The organism is Pedobacter sp. GW822-FHT03F06 (assembly GCF_058801365.1).
Genome location: NZ_JBXANE010000011.1, coordinates 67,226 through 86,077, shown reverse-complemented (window position 1 = coordinate 86,077; position 18,852 = coordinate 67,226). Strand labels below are relative to the sequence as shown.

17 protein-coding genes are annotated in these 18,852 nt (G+C 37.3%); 13 read left to right on the top strand and 4 right to left on the bottom strand.

Annotated elements, in window-relative coordinates:
* Window positions 1–72 precede the first annotated feature (72 nt).
* The 10 genes from AC1RJ8_RS18885 (at window position 73) to AC1RJ8_RS18840 (ending at window position 7,881) form a co-directional block, all read left to right on the top strand.
* On the top strand, window positions 73–450 hold the full coding sequence (locus AC1RJ8_RS18885) for a DoxX family membrane protein (RefSeq protein ID WP_492955194.1): 378 nt from the start codon (window positions 73–75) through the stop codon (window positions 448–450).
* A 100-nt stretch (window positions 451–550) separates the two neighbouring features.
* Window positions 551–982 carry a DUF2147 domain-containing protein gene (locus tag AC1RJ8_RS18880; protein ID WP_492955195.1) on the top strand — a complete coding sequence of 144 codons (432 nt, stop codon included), beginning with the start codon at window positions 551–553 and terminating at the stop codon, window positions 980–982.
* A 7-nt stretch (window positions 983–989) separates the two neighbouring features.
* The gene (locus AC1RJ8_RS18875) at window positions 990–2,009 is read left to right on the top strand and encodes a WD40/YVTN/BNR-like repeat-containing protein (protein WP_492955196.1); all 1,020 of its coding nucleotides are present in this window, start codon (window positions 990–992) and stop codon (window positions 2,007–2,009) included.
* Window positions 2,010–2,162: 153 nt separating this feature from the next.
* On the top strand, window positions 2,163–2,978 hold the full coding sequence (locus AC1RJ8_RS18870; protein WP_057932988.1) for a TerC family protein: 816 nt from the start codon (window positions 2,163–2,165) through the stop codon (window positions 2,976–2,978).
* Between the two features lie 104 nt (window positions 2,979–3,082).
* Window positions 3,083–3,787 (top strand): HAD family hydrolase, encoded by a 705-nt coding sequence (locus AC1RJ8_RS18865; RefSeq protein ID WP_492955197.1) that lies wholly within the window; start codon window positions 3,083–3,085, stop codon window positions 3,785–3,787.
* Window positions 3,774–4,610: a phosphoribosyltransferase family protein gene (locus AC1RJ8_RS18860; protein WP_029276954.1), complete on the top strand. Its 837-nt coding sequence runs from the start codon at window positions 3,774–3,776 to the stop codon at window positions 4,608–4,610. Before AC1RJ8_RS18865 ends, AC1RJ8_RS18860 begins: the two co-directional genes overlap by 14 nt.
* A gap of 2 nt (window positions 4,611–4,612) precedes the next feature.
* Entirely contained in the window at window positions 4,613–5,167 is a 555-nt protein-coding gene (locus AC1RJ8_RS18855) for a TerD family protein (protein WP_426328546.1), read from the top strand.
* Between the two features lie 4 nt (window positions 5,168–5,171).
* Complete coding sequence (locus AC1RJ8_RS18850; protein ID WP_116251228.1) at window positions 5,172–5,786, top strand: TerD family protein; 615 nt, start codon at window positions 5,172–5,174, stop codon at window positions 5,784–5,786.
* A 27-nt stretch (window positions 5,787–5,813) separates the two neighbouring features.
* Window positions 5,814–6,911: a toxic anion resistance protein gene (locus AC1RJ8_RS18845; RefSeq protein WP_492955198.1), complete on the top strand. Its 1,098-nt coding sequence runs from the start codon at window positions 5,814–5,816 to the stop codon at window positions 6,909–6,911.
* A 7-nt stretch (window positions 6,912–6,918) separates the two neighbouring features.
* Complete coding sequence (locus AC1RJ8_RS18840; protein WP_492955199.1) at window positions 6,919–7,881, top strand: hypothetical protein; 963 nt, start codon at window positions 6,919–6,921, stop codon at window positions 7,879–7,881.
* Between the two features lie 882 nt (window positions 7,882–8,763).
* On the opposite strand, the gene AC1RJ8_RS18835 is transcribed toward AC1RJ8_RS18840, so the two are convergent.
* Complete coding sequence (locus AC1RJ8_RS18835; RefSeq protein WP_492955200.1) at window positions 8,764–9,627, bottom strand: dienelactone hydrolase family protein; 864 nt, start codon at window positions 9,625–9,627, stop codon at window positions 8,764–8,766.
* 62 nt (window positions 9,628–9,689) lie between these two features.
* Window positions 9,690–10,694 (bottom strand): phosphotransferase enzyme family protein, encoded by a 1,005-nt coding sequence (locus AC1RJ8_RS18830; protein ID WP_492955201.1) that lies wholly within the window; start codon window positions 10,692–10,694, stop codon window positions 9,690–9,692.
* A 109-nt stretch (window positions 10,695–10,803) separates the two neighbouring features.
* Between AC1RJ8_RS18830 and AC1RJ8_RS18825 the strand changes: the two genes are divergently transcribed.
* Window positions 10,804–11,397: a 2OG-Fe(II) oxygenase gene (locus AC1RJ8_RS18825; protein ID WP_492955202.1), complete on the top strand. Its 594-nt coding sequence runs from the start codon at window positions 10,804–10,806 to the stop codon at window positions 11,395–11,397.
* Between the two features lie 3 nt (window positions 11,398–11,400).
* Here AC1RJ8_RS18825 and AC1RJ8_RS18820 read toward each other — a convergent pair whose 3' ends face one another.
* Both AC1RJ8_RS18820 and AC1RJ8_RS18815 read right to left on the bottom strand, forming a co-directional pair.
* On the bottom strand, window positions 11,401–12,129 hold the full coding sequence (locus AC1RJ8_RS18820; protein WP_492955203.1) for a LytR/AlgR family response regulator transcription factor: 729 nt from the start codon (window positions 12,127–12,129) through the stop codon (window positions 11,401–11,403).
* Window positions 12,126–13,622, bottom strand: coding sequence for a sensor histidine kinase (locus AC1RJ8_RS18815; RefSeq protein ID WP_492955204.1), 1,497 nt, complete (start codon window positions 13,620–13,622; stop codon window positions 12,126–12,128). Before AC1RJ8_RS18815 ends, AC1RJ8_RS18820 begins: the two co-directional genes overlap by 4 nt.
* Before the next feature lie 559 nt (window positions 13,623–14,181).
* Between AC1RJ8_RS18815 and AC1RJ8_RS18810 the strand changes: the two genes are divergently transcribed.
* Together AC1RJ8_RS18810 and AC1RJ8_RS18805 are read left to right on the top strand one after the other, a co-directional pair.
* The gene (locus AC1RJ8_RS18810; RefSeq protein ID WP_492955205.1) at window positions 14,182–15,081 is read left to right on the top strand and encodes an ABC transporter ATP-binding protein; all 900 of its coding nucleotides are present in this window, start codon (window positions 14,182–14,184) and stop codon (window positions 15,079–15,081) included.
* Entirely contained in the window at window positions 15,078–18,596 is a 3,519-nt protein-coding gene (locus tag AC1RJ8_RS18805) for a M1 family aminopeptidase (RefSeq protein ID WP_492955206.1), read from the top strand. The genes AC1RJ8_RS18810 and AC1RJ8_RS18805 overlap by 4 nt, the downstream gene beginning before the upstream one ends.
* The last annotated feature ends 256 nt before the right edge of the window (window positions 18,597–18,852 follow it).

Sequence of the window (18,852 nt, the reverse complement as noted above, 5' to 3'; positions counted from 1 at the left end):
GATGAACAATGACCAATAAACTATAAATAACTTTTATTATTTTTAAATATAGAAACCAAAAATTAAACCACTATGAAAATTGCAGTTATTATTGTACGCGTGCTTTTAGCCGCCATGTATCTTTTTGCTTCTGTAAGCTATTTTCTTAATTTAATGCCTAAGGCTCCGGAAATGACAGCGGCACAAACTAGTTTTATGACTGGCTTGATGGCATCTGTGTACCTTTTTCCGTTGATCAAAATAACCGAACTGGTTGGCGGTATACTATTGCTTATTGGCCGTACAGCACCTTTAGCCGCACTCATAATTTTCCCGGTTACCTTAAACATTTTTCTTTACCATGCATTTTTAGGTCCGAAAGATTTACCAATGGTTGCAGTAATGCTCCTATTTAACTTATTCCTGTTTTACGCGTACCGTGCCAAGTATCTACCGATCGTTTCAAAGTAAATTTTAGGATTTTCAAACTTTCTCGTACTTTTTCTCTTTATTTAGTGTTTTGATATAAAGTCTAATTATTATCTTTAAAAACTAACTAGAAATAAAAAATATGAGAAAGTTACCATTTTTAATGCTGTTTTTGGTGGCAGTATCGTTTTCTGCATTTGCACAGAACAAAGATGCTATTGTAGGCAAATGGCTTAATCCATCAGGCGAAGGGCAAATAGAAATTTATAAAAAAGGCGATAAATATTATGGAAAATTAGCCTGGATGAAGGAACCCAATTTAAATGGTAAACCTAAATTAGATGCGAAAAACCCAGACGAAAAGCTGCAGAAACGCGCTTTATTAAATCTGGAAATATTAAAGGATTTTGTTTACGATGATGGTAAGTGGACCGATGGAACGATTTACGATCCAAAAAGCGGCAAAACATACAGCTGTAACATGTCTTTAAAAAGTAACGATGTGTTAAACGTTCGTGGTTACGTAGGTATTTCGCTTTTAGGCCGATCTGAAACTTTTAGACGAGTAAAATAATTTATAGATGAAGAAAATTTTATGGTGCCTTTTAATGGCACCTTTTTTTTGCGCGGCGCAGTCGTATTCTTTTAAACCCTTAAACGAGAATACCAAAACCAGTTTACGTGGATTAAGTGTGGTATCAGATCGGGTTACCTGGGTAAGTGGTAGTAATGGATCGGTAGGTAAAACAACTGATGGCGGTATAACCTGGAAATGGTTAAAACCAAAAGGTTATGAAAAAATCGATTTCAGGGATATTGAAGCTTTCGATGATAAGCAGGCCATTATTGTGGGCATTGCCTCTCCGGCATACATTCTGAAAACCGTAGATGGTGGCGAAACCTGGACAGAAAATTATAAAAATGTAGATTCTGCCATATTTTTAGACGGGCTAAGTTTCTGGGATAAAAATAAAGGAATCATTTTCGGCGATCCTATAAACGATAAAATGCAGCTGCTTAAAACCGTAGACGCAGGCAAAAGCTGGCAGGATATTTCTGCAAAGCTCAAAACCAAATTAACAAAAGGTGAAGCGAGTTTTGCAGCCAGCGGCACAACCATTAAAACATTACCTGGTGGCAAAACCTGGATTGCAACAGGTGGAACGGTATCCAATATTTACTTTTCTCCAGATTATGGACAAAACTGGCAAGTATTTAAATGCCCCATTTTACAGGGCGAAAATAGTACAGGTCCTTTTTCCATCGATTTTTTGAATGAAAAAACCGGTGTAACTGTTGGTGGCAACTACCTAAAAGATAAAGAAAATTCGAATAATGTGCTTTTAACGAGCGATGGAGGCAAAACCTGGCAAAAGCCAGCCACCCCGGTTTCGGGCTTCCGATCGGGCGTAACCTATATTAATGCTAAAACTTTAATTGCTACGGGTACTTCAGGTACAGATATTTCTACTGATGGCGGCCAAAACTGGAAACATATTTCTGATAAAAGTTTTAATGCTGTTCAAAAAGCCAAAAAAGGCAAACAGATTATTCTGGCAGGAGAGAAAGGCAATATCTATCAATTGGAGATCAGTAAATAAAATTTCAGCCCCATTACGTAACAGTTGTATTGATTAGGTATCTAATCAGTAAAACGATTCAATAAATAAAAAAGATTGAAGCATCGGGATTGATAAAATTTTGTTTCTTTGCTGTCAACTAAAACTTTAATTTAAAACATACACACTCGCTCAATGGATTTTTTGCACACGATTTTAGGTGACGATATACAGGCCGGACTATTAATTATTTTGAATTTAATTGTGATCGAAAGTTTGCTTTCGGTTGATAATGCTGCTGTTTTGGCTACTATGGTAATGGATTTGCCAAAATCGCAAAGAGAAAAAGCTTTAAAATATGGCATTATCGGTGCTTATGTTTTTAGGGGGATTTGTTTGTTCCTGGCTGCATGGCTAGTTAAAATCTGGTGGTTGAAACCACTTGGCGGTTTATATCTGCTATATCTGGCTTTCGATTATTTTAGAAAAAAGAACAATAAAGGTAAGGAAGAAGAGGAGGAGGTGGACAAAAGCAAAAGCTGGATTTATAAATCTACTGTTGGCTTAATGGGTAATTTTTGGGCAACGGTAGCTTTAGTAGAGGTAATGGATCTGGCCTTCTCTATCGATAATGTTTTTGCTGCCGTGGCTTTTACCGATCATATCTGGTTAATCTATATTGGTGTTTTTATCGGGATTTTGGCTATGCGTTTTGTAGCACAGGCTTTTGTTAAACTGATGGAGAAATTTACCTTTTTAGAAACGATAGCATTCATCGTAATTGCTGTTTTAGGAATTAAACTTACTTCATCATTAGTAACACATTTCTATCCCGAATCGCCTATTTCTCATGCTATCGAAGGTGAAAAAACAGATCTTTTTGTCTCTATTTTTACGGTAGCCATTTTCATTATACCCGTATTAACGTCATTATTGTTTAACTATCCCAAAAAACACAAAAGCGATATCATCATTTCAGACGATGCCGAAAAGGTTTTGGATAAATCTTAAGTTGTAGGGCTTATCTGTGATAAATCTTACAATCAAACGGTTCTGATCTTGCAATCAAATTTGTAATATTAGATTTTATAAAACAGATTAGAAAACAGGGTGCAATGGCTTTTTACAAACATTACTCATTCGATCTTTGGTTAACGCTGATTAAATCTAATCCAGCGTACAAGCAAGAGCGAACACGGTATTTTTACCAGAAATTTAATACTAAGCATAAAAATTTAGCAGAAATTGCTGTTGTTTTTCGTCAGGTAGATTTAATGGTAAATGCCATTAACGAGCGGACAGGGAAAAATGTAGATGCTGATGAAATGTATTTAATGATCATCAGTATGATCAACGATTACGATTTCAATTTCCATGATGTGGATCTGCAGGAGATTGATCACCACATGGAACAACTGGTTTTTACCCACATGCCTTTGCTATATAGTGATAGTTCTTTAACCGTATTGGAAAAGCTTAAATCAACAGGTTTAAGTTCGACCAATATTTTAAGCAATACTGGTTTTATAAAAGGGAAAACCCTAAAAAAAGTAATCAATCATTTGGGTATCGATCAGTTTATCGATTTTCAACTGTATTCTGATGAAGTACGGATGTCTAAACCCAATACCGGATTTTTTCAGCTGATGTTAGATCGCATCGACAGGGAAAAACATCCGGAGTTAATGCTAAAAGATGTAATCCATGTTGGCGATAACCCGCATGCTGATGTTCGTGGGGCAGAAGCAGTGGGCATTAACAGTATGCTCATCAATTCCAATCACCTATCTATCTCAAACCTACTCTATGATACCGTATAATTTCTCACTTCATAAAATAGACAATACCGTCGATTTTGGCTTTAGTGCCGACGATTATAGCCGTTTTAAATTTGGCGATGACCTGGTGGCCCGATCTTTCGGGAAAGACCTTGCCGATGGCTTTATCCGCTATTATTTAGCCGATAATGTAATTACCGACCAGATTGTGGTTATTTCTAGTCCTTATAGTTTTATTCCAACGGCAACCTTTGCCATGAAAAACTATTTCGTTTGCCAGCTTAACCGTTGGCTGGTCGAAAATGGTGGTTTGGCAGTACAGGAAACCAAAGTGCACAGAACCATTACCTATAAAGAAGATTACGGCGAATTAAGTGCCGAAGAAAGGCTATCGTTGATCGGAAATGATTCATTCCATATCGATAAAGATTTTCTCGCGGGTAAAACACTTTTATTTCTGGACGATATCCGAATTACCGGAAGTCATGAGCGGATGATCTTAAAAATGGCTAAGGAATATGGTTTAAAGAACGAAATGCATATGCTTTATTTCGCCGAACTGGTGAATAAAAATATCCATCCCAATGTAGAAAATTTTCTGAATTACCATCAGATAAAATCTATTTTTGATCTGGAAGAAATTATTGATAGTGGCAATTTCAGGTTTAATACCCGTATTGTAAAATACATTTTAAATACGACTTCGAGCAGTTTTAATCTATTTTTAGAACGTAGAAGTACCGATTTTATCAACCAGCTTTACGATCTATCCTTGGGGAATAATTACCATACGATAGAGGCGTACGCTAAAAATTTACATCTCATAAAAGACTATATCAAAAACAATAATTATAAATTAATTTAAATATGGCTATTAATTTGCAAAAGGGGCAAAGAGAAAATATCGATGCTCCTAAATTTACAATAGGTTTAGGTTGGGATACCAACAGCTCTTCAACAGGTTCTGCATTCGATTTAGATGCTTCAATTTTTATACTAAACGATCAGAAGAAACTGATTTCAGACGAAAACTTTGTATTCTACAATAATTTGGTTTCTCCGGATGGTTCGGTAGAACATACAGGTGATAACTTAACCGGTGATGGCGATGGAGATGATGAACAGATCAAAATTGATTTAACTAAGGCTGATGCTAAAGTAAATGAAATCTGTATTGTAGTAACCATCCACGATGCTGATAACAGAAGACAAAATTTTGGTCAGGTTAGAAATTCTTTCATCCGTATTTTTGATGCCGTAACCAATGAGGTGATCTTAAAATACGAATTAGAAGAAGATTTTTCTATCGAAACTGCAGTAGAATTTGGAAGGATTTACAAACGCGAAGGCAAATGGAAATTTGAAGCCGTTGGCGTAGGTATGAAAGGTGGTTTACAGGATTATTTAAACAAATATCAATAATATTATGGCAATCAATCTTCAAAAAGGACAGCGTATCAGTCTGGAAAAAAGTAATGGTAGCAAACTTCAGAATGTTTGTGTAGGTATTAACTGGGGGGCAATCGAAAAGAAAGGCCTGTTCGGTTTCGGATCATCAAAAGAAGCGGTAGATTTAGATGGAAGCTGTGCATTATACAACGAAAACAAACAACTTTTAGAGGTCGTTTATTTCGGTAACCTAAAATCTAAAAATGGTTCTGTAAAACATAGTGGCGATGATTTAACTGGCGATATGGGCGGCGATGATGGCTTAGATAATGAGATCATCACGCTTGATTTCTCTCAGTTGGATGCCAATGTAAACTATGTTGCTTTTGTATTGAATAGTTTTAGGGGCCATGATTTTGGTACTATTCCTTTTGCTTCCATCCGCATTTATGAAGGTACAACTAAGCGTGTTAACGAGGTTTTTGCTAAATTCGATATTGCTAATGGTGCAAACTTCGCTGGTCATGTATCGATGGTAATGGGCGTTTTTTACAAGAAAAACGGTGAATGGAAATTTAATGCCATTGGCGAACCAACCAAAGATAAAAAACTCGAAGATACCGTTAAAACCGTAACTCAAAACTATTTATAGGCCGTAAAGCTGGTAATTAATCAAACTATGGAAACCAACCCAAACGTTACCCAAGCCCTTACTCCGGTTAAACTGGATAAAGATGGCAATGTGGATCTCGAGAAAATAACCTCAGAGGAAACGCTTAAATACAATGAGATTGGAAAATCGTTAGAACCATCAGATGTAAATTCTATCCTGAATTACGGGAGCGATGCCCAAAACTCAATGGAGAAATACAGTAACGAGTTTTTATCGTCGGTACGGACCTATAACAGTGGCGAAGTTGGCGGTTTAATTAACGAACTGCTTACCGAACTGAATTATATCGATGTTTCAGAATTGGAGCAAAGTGCGTTTAAAAACTTTATTTCAAAAATCCCGTTTTTAAAGAGCCTGGTTGTTGATGTGAAAAAACTTTTCCAGAAGTATGATGTTGTGGTGAACAATATTGATAAAATCACCAACAAAATTAAAGCTGGAAGATTAAACTCCATTAAAGATAACAGTTCGCTGCAAACCATGTTCGATAGCAATGTAGGTTACATCCACCAAATGGAGGAACTGATTATTGCCGGACAGATGAAATACAACGAGCTGAGCATCAAACTTGCTGAGATGGAAGGCCGGCCTGCCGATTACCAGGATTATGAAATTGCCGATTTAAGGGATTTCATTAGCCGTTTGGATAAAAGACTGGCTGATATGAAGATTGTCCGCTTCATTATGTTGCAATCTTTGGCGCAAATTCGTGTGGTACAGAACAACAACACTTCAATTGCAGAAAAAGCGCAGTCGATTGTATCTACAACCATTCCGGTGTGGAAAAACCAATTGACTATTGCTGTTGCTTTACAAAGGCAAAAAGCCAATGTAGAGATGCAGAAGAAAATTTCGGACACCACCAATACCATTTTGCAGAAAAATGCAGAGATGCTGAAACAAAACAGTATCGATGTAGCCAAAGAGAATGAAAAAACAGTAGTATCTTTGGAAACCTTGAAACGAACCACTTCATCGTTGATTGAAACGCTTAATGAGGTTAAACAGATCCATGAAGCGGGTGCACAGAGCAGAAGGGTGTTGGATGGCGAACTTAAAACTTTGGAAACAGAGTTGAAAAAGAACGTTACGAGGGTGAGTTAATTAAAATATGGATGAATACCGTTTAAATATTATCAAAAAATCAAGCGCAGAGATCAACCGTTTACAGTTGCTCTCTGTGTTTTTTGATGATGAGGTAATTTATAAAATTTATTTAAGAAGCCAGGTTATTCATCAACTTTTTGCCAATAATGAAGAATTAGAGATCGAAAAATTAGATCTTTTCCATCTTCAGTTTACCGATAGCGTGATCGAACTGCTCAAAAAGATTAAAAAGAGCAATGAGAAAAACGTATCGCTCATCTACGATGAAATTGACCTGAATGAAGAGCTGATCGACCGCATGGCAAGTGCGCTTGTTGATCAGAAAAGTTTTCAGCAGGATAAACAGAAGCAATCGCTTAAAGTTAACTTATCACTACGGAAGTTATTCAGTGTATTGTCTGAACTAAGCTCCGATTTTCCCTTCTCCAAAAACATCAACGTTTTTAGTTCCAGATACGCCAACGATTTTTATTTCGATCTCAGCACCGATCAATTTGCTAAACTGATTAATTTTCAAAGCAAACAGGTATATACCAATGTTTATGCAACCATCGAAAAAAAACTGATGGGCAAATTGTGTAAGTACGATTTTCGGACCGAATTTTATATTGGTTTAAAATCGGGTGAACTGGTAATTGAAGTATATAAATTTTTGGATATAGACAGTTATTACCTGTTTTTTCCAAGCAGAAACCTGTTCTTGTTCTGCGATTTAAACATTTTGAAAGATTTGGATATGTCTAATAATCTTTCAGAACGGGAACGGATTGTACAAGAGCTGCAATATAAAAACGATAAGTTGAAAAGTAATGCTGCGGTTTTAAAAACCGCAATTCCTAATGAGGTTATTGATTTATTAGAAGATAGTTACAGTAAAATATCGGACATTAATTTCCTAAACCACCTCAATAATTTCGATGTACAATCGAATATTTTGAAGACCATGCTGAAGACGGATTTGTTTTAGGTTGGTTTTTTCCATTCTACGTAAATCTCTATAGATAAATCGTCATTTCGACCGTAGTGGAGAAATCTGTGTCCATAGCTTTATAGCATCTTTTAAAGATTTCTCGGCTTCGCTGCGCTGCGCTCGAAATGACGAAGATCTATGAAAGGAATTTCTATAGAACGATCGTCATTTCGACTGAAGCTCACCGATTTTTCATCGGTAGCGTAATGGAGAAATCTTTGAACTTGGTTTTATAGCCCCTTAAAAAGATTTCTCGGCTTCGCTGCGCTCCGCTCGAAATGACGGATGATTGGATTGAGAAATTTCTATGAGAAATCTCCAGGCGTATCGTCATTTCGACCGTAGTGGAGAAATCTGGGTCCACAGCTTTATAGCATCTTTAAAAGATTTCTCGACTTCGCTGCGCTCCGCTCGAAATGACAGATGATTGGATGGAGAAATTTCTATGAGAAATCTCCAGGCGTATCGTCATTTCGACCGTAGTGGAGAAATCTGTGTCCATAGCTTTATAGCATCTTTAAAGATTTCTCGACTTCGCTGTGCTGCGCTCGAAATGACGAAAACTAGGAGGCTAAGTTTAAAATAGTGAGTCATTACATAAAACGATCGTCATTTCGACTGAAGCTCACCGATTTTTCATCGGTAGCGTAATGGAGAAATCTGTGTCCATAGCTTTATAGCCCTTTAAAAAGATTTCTCGACTTTGCTGCGCTCCGCTCGAAATGACGGATGATTGGATGGAGAAATTTCTATGAGAAATCTCCAGGCGTATCGTCATTTCGACCGTAGTGGAGAAATCTTTGAACTTGGTTTTATAGCATCTTTAAAAGATTTCTCGGCTTCGCTGCGCTCCGCTCGAAATGACGGTTCTAGGAATTACTACCGCGTTAACACCGCCAGTTTCTGTTTAAACAGATCAATAGTTCTGCTCCAGGCTAGTTTTGCGGCTGCTTCGTTATACCTCGTAGGTGACGTATTGTTGTTAAAGGCATGGTTTACACCATCGTAGATATAAATTTTGTAATCAATTTTATTGTCTTTTAAAGCTTGTTCATAAGCTGGGATCCCGGCATTAATGCGTTCATCCAGACCGCCATAATGCAGCATTAAACTCGCTTTAATTTTAGGAACATCTGCCACATTGGCCTGCGCGCCGTAATAAGCAACAGCTGCCTGCAATTTAGGATCGTTAACTGCTAATTTATTGGCCATTCCACCTCCCCAGCAAAAGCCAACACAACCTACTTTACCATTTCCGTCTTTTCTATTGCGTAAATAGTCCAATGCTTTTAAATAATTCTGTAGATTTTTTTGGGGATCTAATTTGCCGATCAACTCGCGTCCCTTATCTTCATCCGTCGGGGTTCCACCAAGCGGCGAAAGGGCATCAACACCAAGGGCCAGGAAACCTTCTGCAGCAACACGTTTGGTTACATCAATAATATGTGGATTTAAGCCCCTGTTTTCATGAATAACCAGTACGCAACCTAAGTTCTTTTTGCCTTTTGGCTTGGCCAGTACAGCTTTCATTTCACCATCAACACCTGTGTAGGTAATATTTTCAACTTCGATATCATCACTGTTAAAATCTGCTGCAGCGGCATAATTATTCTCTAGCATAGGCAGAATAGTCATGGCTAATGCTGTGCTGCCCGCCAGGATAGCCAGTTTTCTCATAAAATCTTTTCTGCTTACCTGACTATGGGTGTACTCATCGTACAGGTTGATTATTTTCTGATCCATCTTATTGATTTTGAATTACCATACAAGATAAACAAGGATGTTGAGATTTGAGGTAGCATTGCCTAAAAGTTACAATACATTTCTTCCCATTTTTTAATCAACGTTACACGGTGTTTCGTATATCGAGGGGTTAAAAAGGCATTCGACCAATCATCGTAATTATCATAAAAGAATTTCAGGAAGAAAATATGAAAGGTGATCCCGAGATAGGGAATGGCTTTTAGTTCATCGTCAGTTAAGGGCCGTACTTTTTGATAAGCATTTAAAAAGATATTAAAATCCTCTTCTGCCTGTTCTTTTGAAATTAAATTATTGAGTTGATGGAAGAAATAATGGTTAAGGAACGACATTAAATCGTTAATCAGGTAGCCCTCACCTGCAAAATCGAAGTCAAAAAAGGTAATTTTTCCCGCTTCATCAAAATGGAAATTCTTTGGAAAAAAATCATAATGGCAATAACCATAGCTGAACTTTGAAGTATCAAATCCCTCGAATTTTTTTACCACTTTATTGGCAATGTTGGTCAGGTATTCAAATTCTTCAGGCATTTCTGTAAAATGAGGTTTTAAATCTCGCAAAGGCTCAAATAAAGTCGTTTCAAAGTTGAATATCGGTCTTGCATTATTCAGCTTTATTGTAGAAGTACTTTGGTGCAAGGTGGCAATGTCTTGTCCCAATTGGATAAGGTGTGCGTTTTCCAGATCCAAAATCACTTTTCCTTCAGCAAAAGAAAACAGTACGCCGTTTCTTAAACCTTCAATGGCATTAAACTGTTGAATTTGTTTCCCATTTACATCAGTTATAGGGTAGGAAACCGAATTTTCATTTGCTTTTAAAATATTGAGCAATTCTACTTCAGCTTCAATTTCGATACGTTTACGGTGTGCATCGCGGTAGATTTTGAAGATATATTTCTGGCGTTCATTTTCCAGAATATAGGTGTCGCTTACATTTCTGATGAGTAATCGGCAGGTTGTAGATGGATTTAACTGATATGCTTCAATTAAATGATCTTTTAGGGCAGCGGCTGATAAGGTAGAGTATTGTGCCGGGAATATATTTTGCATAAGTAGCGCTTTGGGGTTTCAAATATAAATTTTAGAAATGACATCTTAACCGTTAAATAAGACTACCTTTCCCAACTTAGGCATATCGTTTTAAGATTAATACAATCTATTGGAAAAAATATTTGATTGCCTTATCGATAGTTTTATCGAAGATAAAGTGGGTATAGCAGAAAACTTTTTAAGTGTTTCTTTAGCGGCCCATCTTAAAGACAACCTCATCGGGTTATTTGAAAACAAAAAACTTTTAAATGCTGGTGTAGGTAACGATACGGTTGTGAATCAAAACAAGTTGATTAGAAGCGACGTGATTTACTGGTTAGACAGAAAGCATAATAACCAATACGAAAATGATTTCTTCGATCTGATGGATGAATTTGTGGTTTATTTAAACCGTACCTGTTATACGGGGATAACCGGCTACGAATTTCATTATACACTTTACGAATCGGGCACGTTCTACAAAAAACATATCGATCAGTTTCATAACAACGGGAGCAGACAATACTCGATGATTCTGTATTTAAATGCCGATTGGAAAACAGAAGATGGAGGAGAGCTGTGCATTTATCATGTTAATGAGGAACAGCATATTTCGCCCAATAACGGCAAAAGTGTTTTCTTTAAGAGTTCGGATCTGGCTCACGAGGTTTTGCTCACCCATAAACAAAGGATGAGTATCACAGGATGGCTTAAAATTGGTTAAACGCTAGTCTCCAATATTAAGCAATTGTTTAATTGTGCCCTTATAATTTTTACCGATAGGAACCTCCTGACCGTTTTTGAGCACAATGGTGTTACCTTCTAAATAATCTACGTATTTTTTGTTGAGAATAAAAGATTTATGGATCCGGATAAAATAATCGGCTGATAACTGATCTTCAAAACTGGCCAATGTTCTGGGCGTTAGTAGAAAATCACCGTTTTTCCAAACCTTAACATAATTACCCAGGCTTTCTAAATATTGTATTTCTTCGGTTTTTACCAGGATGTGCTTTTTGTCTGCTTTAATGGAGATTTGCCCATCGCTTTTGGTCTCTGCTTTTTCGATTTCAATAGGGCCAGCAGTTTGTTTTTTAAGGTTGTACAATTCCAGCGCCCGGTTAACGGCTTTTAAAAAACGGTCGAACCGGAAGGGTTTTAACAGGTAATCGCAAACGGCCAGATCAAAACTCTCTAAAGCGTATTCTTCGTATGCCGAGGTAATAATTACAAGCGGTTTATGCGGTAAGGTCCTCAAAAAATCCAGGCCGTTTAGTTTTGGCATCCGAATATCCAGGAAAATTAAATCCACCTGCTGTTTATTCAAAAAATCTAGGGCCGCTGTAGCCCGGTAACAATCACCAACTATGTTAATAAAGGGAATATCTTTCGCATACTCGGTTATTACACCGTGTGCAAGAGGTTCATCATCTACTATTAAGCAACGTAAGCTCATGTTAACTGGAGTTTGAGTTCTGCCTTAAAGATATTAGCAATGGTGGTAATTTCCAATGTATAACGGTTAGGATAAAGCAATTCGAGTCTTTTTCTCAAATTATCAATCCCAATTCCTTTAATTCCCTTTACTTCTTCAGGGTCGAAGGAGTTCTCGCAATTGAAAATAAGCGTGGTATTATTGCTGATTAATGATAGTTTCAAACTGGCAGTATCATCCGCAGGTTCTATACCATGTTTAAATGCATTTTCGATAAGTACGATTAGTAAGAGGGGCGCAATATCTACCTGATCATTTTTAACTTGTTTATTAAATTCAAAATTTAAGTTTTTTTGTAAACGGATTTGTTGCAATTGAATGTAATCATCAATATAATTTAACTCCTGCGAAAGTTTAACTGTTTTTTCCTGCCCTTTGTAAATCGTATAACGCATCAGTTCTGATAGTTGTAAAATACTTTCCGGTGTTTTATCCGATTTTTGCAAGCTTAATGCATAAAGGTTGTTAAGCGTATTAAAGAAAAAATGTGGATTAAGCTGTTGTTTTAGTAAATCGAGTTCAGTTTGCGATTTTTCCTTTTCTAAAGAGAGAATTCTATTGTTCTGTTTCCCCCATTGCAACGCCAAAACCACCGGCAAACTGATGAGCATGATGGCAAAGGCACCGAAAGCATTTTCCAATTCGAAAGGATTGGGTACGAATATACTCCTGCCAAAAACCGTGTTAATGGGCAGCGAAATTAACAATTGGGCCAATAAGGGATAAAGAACAGCAATGATGGCCGAAAGTGTTAAAAGGTAAATGAACAAACCCTTCTCTTTAAGGATTTTAGATACGAGTAAACGGCTATTGATCAGAAAAAGCAGGTATCCGCATAAATACATGATCAGGAATTGTGAAAAGAAGCTTAAAAATGTCCCAAAATTGAACAACAACAGTTTAATGTCGAATTCGAAACCAACCAAACGGAAACCCTTTCTTTGGTAAATCGGATTATCTAAACTCGAAACGGCCATTACCGAAATGGTTGCAGCAAGTAGAATGATGGTAATGAGGACGGCATTTTCCAGACCGATTTTTTTGATCCATTTAATGTGCTGCACTTTTTTCTGGTAATACTGATTGGCAATCAACATGATTTCGAGGGCGACTGCCGCCAAAGCTGTTGAAATAAAAACAGCATTGTCAAGCTTCACAATTTGCAGGTAAAATGCAATGTCGGTAAAAAGCGGAAGCAGGATGAAGAAGCAAGTGCACCAGTAAACAACATATTGCTTTTTATTTAAGGTGTTTTTTAATCTGGTTTTAACAAAAGAAAAAATAAGTACAGGGAGCAAACAGAAACCCAAAGCCAAAATACAGCTGGCATAGGTAAACCAAATATTGGTAGTTAAGTTGTAGGTGTTAAAAATGGCTATCCACAACAAAAGGCCAACAAATATGAAAAAATCCTGGTATTTATAGTTGTAGCTGAAATTTTTTGTACTGAGCATTTTGTTAAATAGGATAATATTATTTAAAAAGATGTCACCCTGTCCAAAGGACTCCTGTGGAGAGCTTAGTCGAAGGACAATCTTTTTTGATTGATCTAATTGTATGAGGGCTTCGACTCCGCTCAGCCTGACAATATCAGCGTGACTAAGCTTTCAATAATCTTTAAAGTTATGAAAGTTTGAAGTTCACATAAAATTTAGATGATGAAAGGCACGTTTTTGATGATGAACGTCGTTTAGTTCCATGGTCTGTGTCTCCACAGACCATTTATAGTTTTATTTTGAGGAACGTTTAAAAAAGATGTCATCCTGAGGGATAATTTATTGTGTAAAAAATCAAAATAGATGACAGAGGAGCTTTTTTGCGGTGATAGGCTGCGAGAATCGTCATCGGATAGCTATCGGATGACGATCCATTTTGATGAAAGGCACGTTTTTGATGATGAAAGGAATTTTAAACCTATTTAATACTTTCATCATCATTTTAAATGCCTTGGTCACTTAAATTATCTGCTGTGGTTTTGCCTGTCTAATTTGCGTCCATCTTATATTAATTAATATGGTACGGCTTAAAATAAAGCAACTTACAAAATCTTATCAAAACGGGGTAAAGGCCCTTGATGAGGTTACATTAAATATCGCTAACGGTATGTTTGGCTTATTGGGTCCAAATGGCGCAGGCAAATCGTCGCTTATGCGCACACTTGCAACCTTACAGCTGCCAGACGCCGGTCAGGTTCATTTTGATGGAAATGATGTGCTGCAAAATCCGCAGGAAATGCGGAATAATCTTGGTTATTTGCCGCAGGATTTTGGTGTATATCCTAAAATTTCAGCGCTTGATCTGTTAAACCACCTGGCTGTGTTAAAAGGCCTGCAGCATAAAAATGAAAGAAAAGAACAAGTGACTTCTCTTCTGCAACAGACCAATTTATTTGAAGTAAGAAAAAGGTCTGTTAGCACCTTTTCTGGTGGTATGCGACAGCGTTTCGGCATTGCGCAAGCTTTACTGGGCAACCCACAGTTAATTATTGTTGATGAGCCCACCGCAGGTCTTGATCCGCAGGAAAGGAACAGGTTCCATGATCTGTTAAGTGAAATTGGTGCCAACCGTGTGGTTATCTTATCCACTCACATTGTAGAGGATGTGAACGACCTTTGTGCTGAAATGGCCGTGATGGCCAATGGGAAGTTGATTTTACAAGGCAAACCTTCAGACTTAACCCAAAAGTTAGATGGAAAAATCTGGCGAAGGGTAATCGATAAGGCAGATCTGGCACAATATTCATCCGTTTTTAATGTAATTTCTACGAAAATTATTTTGGGTAAGCTTCACATTTTCGTGCTGGCTGATGAATGTCCTGTACCAGGTTTCGAAGCGGTTTATCCCAGTTTGGAAGAGGTATATTTTTCTTCATTATTTGGCTCTGCCAATCAAAATCCGGAGGCTAGGTTATGATTATAGATTTACTAAAATTTGAACTGAAATACCATTTCGGGCAGATATCGTTCAAAGTGGCCGCGCTTTTATTTTTTATTCTCGGGTATTTCTGTGCGGTACAAGGTGGGTTTGGCTCGGAAGACGTGCATAAAAATTCGCCATATGTCATCACCAACATCATCGCCCTGCTTTCGCTTTTCTCTATCTTTTCTGGCACCTTATTTAGTGCTAATGTGGTGCTGAGGGACAGTATGCATAAAATGGAAGCAGTTGTTTTTACTACTTCGATCAAAAAACTCCCTTATTTTGCCGTAAGGTTTTTAGGCCTCATCATTTCAGTTTTTAGTTTACTCGTGCTGGTGGCCTTGGGTATTTACGTTGGCACTTTCTTTATCGATGCCGATCGGTTAGGTGTGTTTTGTATCACTTATTTTTTACAGCCACTTTTAGTTTTTGCATTACCTAATGTGCTGTTCGCTGCAGGTATTTTATTCTGTACTGCCATATTAACCAAAAATGTAAGGGCAATTTATGTAGTAGGTGTGTTGATTTACATTTTGTATATGCTTGCTTCGATATTTGGCAATTCGCCATTGCTGGCCACCTCAACAATGAAAGCAAGTAGTCCCGATATTTTACCTCTACTTTTAGATCCTTTTGCATTAGCCTCATTTTTTGGCGAAACCAGAACCTGGACCGATCTACAGCGCAATCAACAATTATTCCCGTTAGACGGCGCATTTTTACTCAACAGGCTGCTGTGGCTTGGTTTTACTGCTTTGCTAATGCTGATAACCTATCGTTTATTCAATTTCCGCTTGCAGCAACAGCGACAGGTAAAAATTAAAGCAATCAAAGTAGAACAGATTAAATTAATCCCTTATCGTGCTTTAGCCGTATTGTCAAATGGCTTTCGTTATCATGTGAACACGTTTTTCGCGCAGCTTAAACTCGAAATGATATTCCTGTTTAAAAACATCCCTATTATGGTAATGCTCTTGTTGTGGGTTTTTATATTCGGGGTAGAGTTAAAAGACGAGCTATTCAGTGGTGTTTATGGTATTCATAGCTATCCGGCAACAGGCATTATCATCGAAGAAATACGTTCAATAAAATTCGGACTGATCCTGATTATTTTTTACGCAGCAGAAGCCATAAGCAGAGAAAAAGCAGTAAATATTCATTCGTTGATTTACAGTACACCTGTTCAGAATTCAGCTTTATGGATGGCAAAAACTCTTAGTCTTTTTGCGCTGGTTTTCATCCTCGTCACTTTAAATATTGGGATTGGTATTGTTCTGCAGCTTACTCATGGCTATTTTCAGATCGAATTGCCCCTATATTTATCGTTGTACTATTACAGTGCATTCCCTTTGTTGCTTTTTGTGGTACTTATAATTTTTATCCAGAATTTGAGTGCGAACAAATATCTCGGCATGTTACTGAGTATGGTAGTCGTTTCCTTAATCTCATATGCGGAGCGCTTCGGTCTTGAACATTATCTTTTCCGGTTTGCAACAGTACCTGATTTATTACATTCTTATTTTAACGGTTTTGGATATTATGCCAGCGCATTTAACTGGTACATGCTGTATTGGTCGGCTTTTGTAATAGTTGTTGCAGTTTTAACCATTGGGCTGTGGCAGCGTTCGGTTGAAATTAAGACTAAAGCGAGATTCGCGTTAGTAGGTTTGGCTTTTAAACAATATAAATGGATTACGGTTTTAGCATTGCTAATGTGGGTTTTCTGTGGGGCATTTATTTATCATCAAACCAATATCGCCGGTAAATATAAAAATAAGCAGGAGCGGTTAGATTGGAGCCTGGCTTACGAGCAGAAATATAAAGCGCTGGCAGGCCTGCCCCAACCAGTAATTAAAGCTGTTAAAACCAATGTAGATTTATATCCTAACGAAGGAAAATATACCATTAAAGGTACATATCGCCTAAAAAATGAATCAAAATTGCCTATTGCCAAAATATGGACCTATTTAAGCCCTGCTGTAAATTCATTTTCTATAACCATTAAAGGAAGTGAAAAAAGCGAAAGAGATGAAGTATTTAATCAACAGTTTATCACTTTAAAAGTACCATTGCATCCTAACGAAGAAATAATGATGAATTTTTCAATTGATGTAATCCGCTCTGGATTTATTCTCTTTAATAGCGAAAACTCGATTGTAAAAAATGGGACCTATATTGAACTGGAGAAAATTGTACCTCAATTTGGTTATTGCTATAACTTTGAGACTGAAGATAAACGGGCCCGGAAAAAAGCAGGTTTAGCCAAAATAGCCAGCAAGCCTAATTTTAACAATACTTATGAACTGATCGATTTAGAAACGGTCATTTCTACTGATGTAGATCAGCAGGTGATTACCGTTGGTGAATTGCAAAAAAACTGGATGGCCAATAACCGAAGGTATTTTAAGTACAAAACTTCTACTCCGATAAATTTTATGTTTGCCTTAAGTAGTGCAAAATATGTGGTAAAAAAGGAAAAGTATAAAGGGATAGATTTAAGTATCTATTATCAACCAGGACAAGAGTATAACTTGAAAAGTATATTTAGAGGCGTTAAAGATGCCTTGGAGTATGGTAATATGAATTTTGTTAAATATCCATTAAAACAATTAACTATTGCCGAGATTCCTCAATATAAAGGTGCTGCAACAGCTTACCCCGGAGTAGTTTTCAGTGCAGAGAACATTAATTTCCTGGGAAATTATAGTCAGAAAGGTGCTATTGATCAAAGTTATGCCATCACTGCACACGAAACTGCACACCAATGGTGGGCAAATATATTGGCTCCTGCAGATGGTGCAGGTTATGCCATGCTCACTGAATCGCTGGCTAAATACACCGAAAATGTGCTGATTGAAAAGGCTTTTGGCAAAATGTATTTGAGGAAATATTTGGCTTACGATAATAACCTCTACTTTTTAAACCGGAATAATAACGAAAAGGAGCTACCCTTGGCCAAAACTTTAGATCAGCCTTATGTACATTACCAAAAAGGAGGATTAACGATGTATGCGGTAAAGGAGTTATTAGGGGAGCAGAAATTCAATACAATATTAAGTCAGCTTATTACCGATCATGAAAACCCGAAACCAAAAGCTACAGCAAGGGATCTGGTTAATGCGCTCTTAAAGGAAACTTTACCTAAGCATAAAAAGTTTATCACCGATTGTTTTAATGAGGTGGTTACATATGATTTGGGTATTAAAGTGATCAATTGTAAAAAGCAGAGTAGCGGAAAATTTAAAATTGATCTTGAAATTGATGCAGAAAGGTTAAGTGGTAGCAACAAACAATTGCCTGATCTTGAGGTGGATGTGGCCTGTTTTGATCAGTTGGAAACAGATTGGGGACCTGATACTAAAGCCTTATACGCCCAGAAGCTTCAAATTAACCAGCGTAAAACCAAACTTTCAATTATTGTTGGCCGTAAACCAAAAACAATAGCCATTGGTCCTTATGGATATGTATTGGATGCCGATAAAGGCGATCACGTAGCTGTGTTAGATTAAAAGGAATTGCTAATACAGGAGATTCTCATTCAAAGGTGCGTCCTGATGTCCCGGTTCTATTATATCGGGATCTGCATCTATTTTGAAAATCATTATTCATAAGACCCTGAAACAAGTTCAGGGTGACGACCCTCTCCATGGATTCCAGGTTTCATTACACTCCGCTCGAAATGACGAAACTACCGGAGATGATGGACCATTTAGTTATCGGTCAATAAAAAAGCGCCATTTCCTCATTTCAGGATTGGCGCTTCGG